Source organism: Arthrobacter sulfonylureivorans, from assembly GCF_047607445.1.
Lineage (GTDB): Bacteria > Actinomycetota > Actinomycetes > Actinomycetales > Micrococcaceae > Crystallibacter > Crystallibacter sulfonylureivorans_A.
In genome coordinates, this window is sequence record NZ_JBLKRT010000062.1 from 1 (window position 1) to 7,645 (window position 7,645).

The window sequence follows — 7,645 nt, forward strand, 5'->3', positions numbered from 1 at the left end:
CACCGCGCACGTGCCCCAAGAGCACCTGCGGGTGCTGTGCGACAGCCAGTACGTGATCAACTGCGTGACCAAATGGATGCCGGGTTGGAAGCGGCGCGGCTGGAAGAAGGCCGACGGGAAACCGGTGCTGAATGTCGACTTGCTCAAGGACATCGACGCCGTGATCAAGGGGCGCAGCTACGAGTTTGAGTGGGTCAAGGGCCACGCTGGACATCCGCTGAACGAAGCCGCCGACGAACGGGCCCGAGCAGTGGCCCTCGCGTTCCAGAACGGTACAGGGGCACCGGCGGGTCCGGGGTACCCCAATGGACCGGGCACCCCGGGCAGCGCAGTTCTGGGTGGTGCCCCGGCCGGCGCCGGCCGAGGCGGAACAGGCCCGGCGGTTCCCCCGGCAGCGGCATCCCTGCCTGCACAGAACGGGTCCCGGCCAACTGTGGCAGTGACGCCCGAACCTGATCTGTTCTCCGAACTGGAGGACTTCGCCGATGACGATGCGGCTGAGGAAGCGCCAGAAGAGCTGGTGGTCCGGTTGGAACAGCAACTGCTCAGCCCTTCGGTCCGCGCAGACTTTGGCCGGTTGGCTGTGCTGCTGCACCCGGACTTCGCCGAAATTGGTGAGTCCGGCCGGATGTGGACGCGTGACGCGATGGTCAGCGAACTACAGGAAAGCCCCGAACTGGATGCCTCGCTGGAGGTCTTCGCCGTCGAACGGCTCGGCGAAGACAGCATTCTGTTGACCTACCGCAGTGTGCGCCGCGAGGGGTCAGCTCTGCGCAGTTCGCTGTGGCTGCGGGACGGCCAGCAGTGGCGCCTGCGCTTCCACCAAGGCACACCCGAGCAGGGCTGAGCGGCCGCGCCCTCTCCCGACCGGCTAACGGTCAGGCCAGGAACATCCTGGCGTTGGCTTCCTCCGCCTGCAGGTACTGCTGTGAGGCGTGGGACAGCGCCGCGTTGATGCTGGCCAGGGATTCCTCCACCCTCAGCTGGGTGGCGCGCCAATCCGTGACGAGCTGTTGGAAATTCGCTGCGGCAGTCCCGGTCCAGAGCGACTCCAATTCGCGCAGCCCTGATTGCATGGTGTTCACCTCCGCCTGCAGCCGCCCGATGGTGCCCTGCACCGCCATGCTCTTGGCGGCGAGGGCCTCGCTGTCTACCTGGAATACGGCCATGATGTCCTCCGCTGGTGGTGTGTTCCGATCCGACACCGTTCAGGCTAGGCAGCGCCGGAAGTTGCTGCGAGGCTCCATCGGTGGATTGTGGATAACCCGGTTGCGGGGGAGAGCTGTGGATCAGCCGAGGTCGAAGGGCTCGTCCTCGTCCGACAGAGGTTCGTAGGGGATCCGGATGGACATGGTGGCGCCGCCGCCGGGCGTCTGCGTCAGCCGGACTGTACCGTCGTGCTGGGCCACCAGGGCAGCAACAATCGCCAGGCCTAGGCCAGTCCCGCCGGTCTCGCGATAGCGCGAGGTATCGGCCCGGTAGAAGCGCTCAAAGACCCGCGCAGCCTCGTCTTCGGAGATTCCGGGACCGTGGTCGCGGATCTCCAGGACGGAATCCAAGCGGTCGTCGATCACCGGCTGCACACCGACGGCTATCTCCAGCGGCGAACCTTCGGGGGTGTAACGCAACGCGTTGGTGACCAGATTGGCCACCACCTGGCGCAGCCGGGCTTCGTCACCGAGGATCGGCGCCGGACGGGGCGCACCGCCGTCGAGCCCCACCACGCTGATCTCACGGTCCGGTGCGCTGGCCCTGGCGTCCAAGGCGGCGTCGTTGCCGAGCATGAGAAGGTCCAGCGGCTTGGCCTCGAGCGGGCGCTGTTCGTCCACCCGGGCCAGCGTCAGCAGGTCATCCACCAACTGGCCCATGCGCTTGGCTTCGCTCTCGATGCGGCCCATGGCGGCGCCGACGTCTTCCGGGGACTGCAGCGCCCCGTGCCGGTACAGCTCCGAAAAGCCGCGGATGGTGACCAGTGGGGTGCGGAGTTCGTGCGAGGCGTCCTGGATGAATCGACGCATCCGCTGTTCGGAGGCGGTGCGGGAGGCGAACGCCGTCTCGATGTGCGCGAGCATGGCATTCAAGGAGCTGGCGAGCCGGCCGACCTCGGAGACGGGGTTATCCACGTCGACGCGCCGTGAGAGGTCCCCGGCGGCAATGGCGGCGGCTGTCTTGTCCACCCGGCTCAAGGGCTGGAAGGAACGGGTCACCGCCAGCCACGCGATCCCGATGGCCGCAACCGTAGCCGAGACGCCGATCAGGAGAGTGCTCACCGAAACCTTGTTGAAGGTCTCGTTCACATCCTTGTAGCTGACTGCCACCGCGACCGAACCGGCGCCATTTTGCAGCGGCCACACTGACACGCGCCAGCCGTCACTGTCCCGCTGCGTCCCCGGAACGTAGAAACCGTGGCCCCGAAGGTCGGACGCGTCTTCCGGCGTCAGGGGCGGCAGATTCGGACGGTCGCCGGTGGGGTTGGTGTCTAGGGTGATCTGTCCGACTTGCGACAGCAAAGCGCCGTAATACCGCTCTGAGTAGGACGTCTGGGTGGGATTCGTTGCCTCGCGGACCAAGAAAGAAGAGATGGACTGCTGGTTCTTCACCAAATCAGCATCGAGCTGCTTCACCAGCGTGTCGTGCAGCAGAGTCAGGATCAGCACCGAAATGAGGGTCAGGGTGGCCACCATGAGCACACCCATGATCAGGACCAGTTGCGACCGCAGGGATGCCGATCTCCAGCGTTCCACCATTGATCAGCGGCGGTCGGCGGTGCGCAGCAGGTACCCCACGCCGCGCTTGGTATGGATCAGCGGCGGCGCATCCGGATTCGTGTCGATTTTCCGCCGCAGGTAGGAGATGTAGGACTCGACGATCGAGGCGTCGCCGTTGAAGTCGTACTCCCAGACATGGTCCAGGATCTGCGCCTTGGACAGCACCCGGTTCGGGTTCAGCATCAGGTAACGCAGCAGCTTGAACTCAGTGGGGGAGAGGTCGATGACTTCGCCGCCGCGGCGGACTTCATGCGCATCGTCGTCGAGCTCCAGGTCGTCCACCTGGATGACGGCGTCGTCTTCCAGCAACGGGCGGGTGCGGCGGAGCACGGCACGGATGCGGGCCACCACCTCGTCCAGGCTGAACGGCTTGGTCACATAGTCGTCGCCGCCCACAGTCAGGCCGGTGACCTTGTCCTCGGTTTCGTCCCGGGCGGTCAGGAAGACCACCGGAAAATGGCGGCCGGAGGCTCGGAGCTTGCGGGTCACGGTGAAGCCGTCCATGTCCGGAAGCATGACATCCAGTACGGCCAAATCGGGCAGATGTTCTTCGGCGGCGTCCAAGGCCTCGCGGCCATTGGCGGCAGCCACTACTTCAAACCCGGCGAACCGTAGCGACGTCGACAGCAGTTCGCGGATGTTCGGCTCGTCGTCGACGACCAGCAGTTTGGCTTCGGGCTCAAGCTTTTTCACGTTCCCAGTGTGCTCCCGGTTTCTGGGAGTTTGCTGAATGGATGCTGCAGGCAATCATGACCTGCGCTGAGACTCGGCGGTGACCTGCGCTGAGACTCGGCGGTGACCTGCGCCGAGACTCGGCGAGGGTCAGTCGCGGCGGCCGAACAGTTCCACCGGGGCAAGAACGCCCTGCCGGACGCCAGCCGCCAGGTTCCCGATCTTCCGCTTGGCGTCCGTGCCCATATGCAGGTGCATGCCCAGCGGCGGGGCATCGGAAGCGGACATTTTGTCCTGGGTCCGCTGCAGGAATTCGACCGCAAAACCGTGCCGGTTGCGTTCGCCCTCCAGCCGGAAACCGGCCGCAGCCAGCGCGGCCAGATAGCCGGCCCGGTCTTCCAAGAACGACGAGGCCGGCGTTGACGCCCAAGGCAGCGGGAACTGCGGCGTGCCGGCGTCCATGGACATGATGTCGTAGACGGCAAAGATGCCTCCCGGCTTCAAGACGCGGTGAATCTCGCGGAACGCTGCCGCCTTATCGGGAATGTTCATGCCCACGTGGAGCATCGTCGCCGCATCGAAAGTGCCGGCGTCGAACGGCAGTCTAAGTGCGCTGGCCACGCTGAACTGGACTAGTCCCTCCAACCCGGAACGCCGGGTGAGCGATTCGGCTGTCCGCACCGACTCGGGCGTGAGGTCCACGCCTTGGACGGTGACTCCCAGATGGTGGGCTAGATAGCGGGCGGGGCCGCCGATGCCGCAGCCGACGTCGAGCACCCGCATGCCGGCGTGCAGGCCGGCACCTTCGGCCACAGACTGCGTGGCGTCGGTGCCGCCAATATGCAGCTGGTCCGCCGCGGCCAGGACGTCCGGGTCGATGTTGTCCGGATCCTGGCCCAGCGCAGCCAATCCATTCAGGATCAGGGCCTCGAGGCCCGGGTGGTCGTAGTGGGCGGCGACGTCGTCTTCGATGTCCATGGCGGCCTCCAAGGGATCACGATGCCACGAGTGTACGCCCGGACGGGCCCGGTCGGTCCGACGGGCAATAGCGTAGGTCCATGCGGCCAGCCACAGCGCCGGATTTACCCCTGCACCACGTCCTTGGCGTCCTTGATGGTATAGGCGTAGCCCTGCTCGGCCAGGAACCGCTGGCGCTTGGCGGCGAAGTCCTGGTCCAATGTGTCCCGCGCCACCACGTTGTAGAACCGTGCGGACCGGCCGTCCGCCTTAGGTCGCAGCAGCCGGCCCAGACGCTGGGCTTCCTCCTGCCGGGAACCGAACGACCCGGACACCTGGATGGCCACGGTGGCTTCGGGCAGGTCGATGGAAAAGTTGGCCACCTTGGATACCACCAGGGTCTGCAGCTCGCCGCGGCGGAACGCGTCGAACAGCCGCTGCCGTTCCTTGACGGAGGTGCTGCCCTTGATCACCGGGGCGTCCAGATGCTCGGCGATCTCGTCCAGCTGGTCGATGTACTGTCCGATCACCAGCAGCTGTTCGCCCTCGTGCGCCTTGACCAGGGCATCCACCACCGGCGTCTTGGTCGGGGACGTCGCGCACAGCCGGTACTTGTCGCCGTCGTCGGCCATGGCATAGGCCACCCGCTCGTCCCGCGGCAGATCCACCCGGACTTCCACGCAGTCGGCCGGAGCGATGTAGCCCTGCGCCTCGATGTCCTTCCACGGGGCGTCGTAACGCTTGGGCCCGATCAGCGAGAACACTTCACCCTCGCGGCCGTCCTCGCGCACCAAGGTAGCGGTCAGCCCCAGCCGCCGCCGCGCCTGCAGATCGGCCGTCATCCGGAACATCGGTGCCGGCAGCAGGTGCACCTCGTCGTAGATGATCAGGCCCCAGTCGTTGGCGTCCAGCAGCTCAAGGTGCGGGTACAGCCCGCCGCGGCGCATGGTCAGGACCTGGTAGGTCGCGATGGTGACCGGCCGGACCTCCTTGGCCGATCCGGAATATTCACCCACGTCCTCGGCGGTCAGCGTGGTCCGCCGGACCAGTTCGTCCTTCCACTGCCGGGCGGCAACGGTGTTGGTCACCAGGATCAGCGTGGTGGTGGAACTGGTGGCCATGGCGGCAGCGCCCACCAGTGTTTTGCCGGCGCCGCAGGGCAGGACGACGACGCCGGAACCGCCGGCCCAGAAGTTCTCCACGGCCAGCCGCTGGTACGGCCGCAGCTGCCAGCCGCCGGGTTCCGCGGATTCGGCCAGGGCGATCGGATGCGGCGTGCCGTCGACGTAGCCGGCCAGGTCCTCCGCTGGCCAGCCGAGCTTGAGCAGCAGCTGCTTGAGCTGACCGCGCTGCGAGGAATGCACCACGGTGGTCTCGGCGTCGATCCGCGGTCCCAGCAGCGGCTGGATTTTCTTGGCGTGCATGACTTCTTCGAGGACCGGGTAGTCGGTAGTGCGCAGCACCAGGCCATGCTGCGGGTCCTTCTCCAGCCGCAGCCGCCCGTAGCGGGACATGGTCTCCTCGATGTCCACCAACAGGGCGTGCGGCACCGGGAAGCGCGAGTAGGTCAGCAGCGTGTCAAGCACTTGCTCGGCATCCAGTCCGGCCGCGCGGGCGTTCCAAAGCCCCAGCGGAGTGATCCGGTAGGAATGCACATGCTCCGGCGCCCGCTCCAGTTCCGCGAACGCGGCGATGGCATGCCGTGCCTCGTTCGCCTGCTCATGGTCCACCTCCAGCAGGATCGTCTTGTCGCTCTGGACGATCAACGGTCCGTTGGCCATTTAGCTGCCCTCCAGTAGTTCAATGTCCATTACCCGGTGAATCGAGACGGTGCGCTCGCTGTCCCGGTCGGGATCGAACACGCGAAGCCGGCCGCCGCTGACGGACAGCGGGAGCATGACCTGGCGCCGGTGGTTGCCATCGGGATCCACAATTCCGATCCGCACGCGCTGCTTCAACCGGATGGCGGTCCGCAACGTTTCCAGGGTCAGCAGCGGACCCGCCTCTACGGCAGGCCCAGCCGGGGTTCCGGTGCTCCGCAGTGCCGCGAGCTGGGCGTCGGTGGCTTCGGCGGTGAGTTCCCAAGGGTTGGTTTTCACCGGGAACGACGACGGCGCCCGGCCGGCTTTCGCCGTCGCGGCACCCTCCGCTGGAGTGTTGTCCGCAGCGAGACTGCCGCTGCCGCTGAAGCGTGCCCCGCCGGGTACGCCGCCGCCGGTGCCCGCCGCGCCGCCCAGCGCCACGCCGTCGTCGGCCTCCGGCGCCGGCGCATAGCCAAACTGGCGCAGCGAGGCGAGCAGATCGCGGCTTGCGGTGCGCGAGACCGCCACCGTGGGAGCCAGCCGGCGCAGGCCCAGGCGGGCGGTGCGCGGGTCGGCGAGCAGATCGGTCAGCATGTCCGCGTCGTCGCTGCGCAGGAAGCTGGCGGCTGCGCCGAGCCTCAGCACACCGTGCCGGTTCGCGGTGTCCTCCACCAGGTATTCCAGCGGCTGCGGTACGCCGGTGGCCGAGTGGCGGGTGAGGAAGCCGAGGATTTGTGCCGCCTCGCGCCCCGCGTCCAGCGCGTGCCGGATGCTGTCCGCCGAGAACCGGTAGATGGTGGCCGGACCTTGGCCTTCTGCGGTGGACAGCAGGGACAGCTCGGCGGCGATGTCCGGCGCCAGATAGCCGGGCGCCACCGCCGTCAGGTCCGCCTGCAGCACGAATTCTTGCAGCGGTTCGGGCAGTTGGGCGGCCAACAGCTCAACTGCCTCGGCAAGCCTGTCCTGCGCCAGCGCGCGTCCCAACCCGGTCAGTGCGCCGGAACCCAGCAGCCCCAGCCGTGCCGCCTCGGTCAGGATGCCCGGCACCAACCGCTCGAACCGGCGCTGCTGGCGCGGCCGGCGCCAGACCAGATAGCCGGTGACCTGTTCCGGCGAGGGCGCCGGGGTGCTGCCGGGGGCAGCGGAATCCGGTTGATTGTCCGGCCCGTCGGTGCTGTCGGCCGCAGACCCCGGCGTGCACAGTTCGTCCAGCGCCTCCAGCACCCGGCGCCGGACGGCCGGTGCATCGGGCCGGGACGCTTCGGCGGCCAGCGCGTTGATGGCGGTGTCCGACGGCGTCCTTCCGCCCACCAGCGAGGGCGCGCGGTCCAGTTGCAGCCAGGCCGACACGAGCAGCAGCCACTGGTCCTGGCGTGCCAGCGAGCCGAACATGGCGTCGGCGTGGACCACCCAGCGGGAGGTATCGACGTCCAGGATGAGCAGGCC

The 7,645-nt window shown here is 67.4% G+C and carries 7 protein-coding genes; 1 reads left to right on the forward strand and 6 read right to left on the reverse strand.

What is annotated here, in order from left to right; all coding sequences use genetic code 11:
* Nucleotides 1-847, forward strand: an 847-nt coding sequence (locus ACMX2H_RS18405; protein WP_414962656.1) for an RNase H family protein, incomplete at its 5' end; no start/stop codon positions are given.
* 31 nt (nucleotides 848-878) lie between these two features.
* On the opposite strand, the gene ACMX2H_RS18410 is transcribed toward ACMX2H_RS18405, so the two are convergent.
* The 6 genes from ACMX2H_RS18410 to ACMX2H_RS18435 form a co-directional block, all read right to left on the reverse strand.
* Complete coding sequence (locus ACMX2H_RS18410; protein WP_136786858.1) at nucleotides 879-1,169, reverse strand: WXG100 family type VII secretion target; 291 nt, start codon at nucleotides 1,167-1,169, stop codon at nucleotides 879-881.
* A gap of 120 nt (nucleotides 1,170-1,289) precedes the next feature.
* On the reverse strand, nucleotides 1,290-2,696 hold the full coding sequence (locus ACMX2H_RS18415) for a sensor histidine kinase (protein WP_414962657.1): 1,407 nt from the start codon (nucleotides 2,694-2,696) through the stop codon (nucleotides 1,290-1,292).
* Nucleotides 2,697-2,750: 54 nt separating this feature from the next.
* On the reverse strand, nucleotides 2,751-3,461 hold the full coding sequence (locus ACMX2H_RS18420) for a response regulator transcription factor (protein ID WP_136786860.1): 711 nt from the start codon (nucleotides 3,459-3,461) through the stop codon (nucleotides 2,751-2,753).
* Between the two features lie 129 nt (nucleotides 3,462-3,590).
* On the reverse strand, nucleotides 3,591-4,418 hold the full coding sequence (locus ACMX2H_RS18425; RefSeq protein WP_414962658.1) for a class I SAM-dependent methyltransferase: 828 nt from the start codon (nucleotides 4,416-4,418) through the stop codon (nucleotides 3,591-3,593).
* Nucleotides 4,419-4,522: 104 nt separating this feature from the next.
* Nucleotides 4,523-6,178, reverse strand: coding sequence for a DNA repair helicase XPB (locus tag ACMX2H_RS18430; RefSeq protein WP_414962659.1), 1,656 nt, complete (start codon nucleotides 6,176-6,178; stop codon nucleotides 4,523-4,525).
* Nucleotides 6,179-7,645, reverse strand: a 1,467-nt coding sequence (locus ACMX2H_RS18435) for a helicase-associated domain-containing protein (protein ID WP_414962660.1), incomplete at its 5' end; no start/stop codon positions are given.

Excerpts from the sequence above, each read along its gene's own strand:
- ACMX2H_RS18410 (WP_136786858.1), bottom strand. The coding sequence starts at position 1,169 with ATGGCCGTATTCCAGGTAGACAGCGAGGCCCTCGCCGCCAAGAGCATG.
- ACMX2H_RS18425 (WP_414962658.1), bottom strand. The coding sequence starts at position 4,418 with ATGGACATCGAAGACGACGTCGCCGCCCACTACGACCACCCGGGCCTC.
- ACMX2H_RS18430 (WP_414962659.1), bottom strand. The coding sequence starts at position 6,178 with ATGGCCAACGGACCGTTGATCGTCCAGAGCGACAAGACGATCCTGCTG.
- ACMX2H_RS18415 (WP_414962657.1), bottom strand. The coding sequence starts at position 2,696 with ATGGGTGTGCTCATGGTGGCCACCCTGACCCTCATTTCGGTGCTGATC.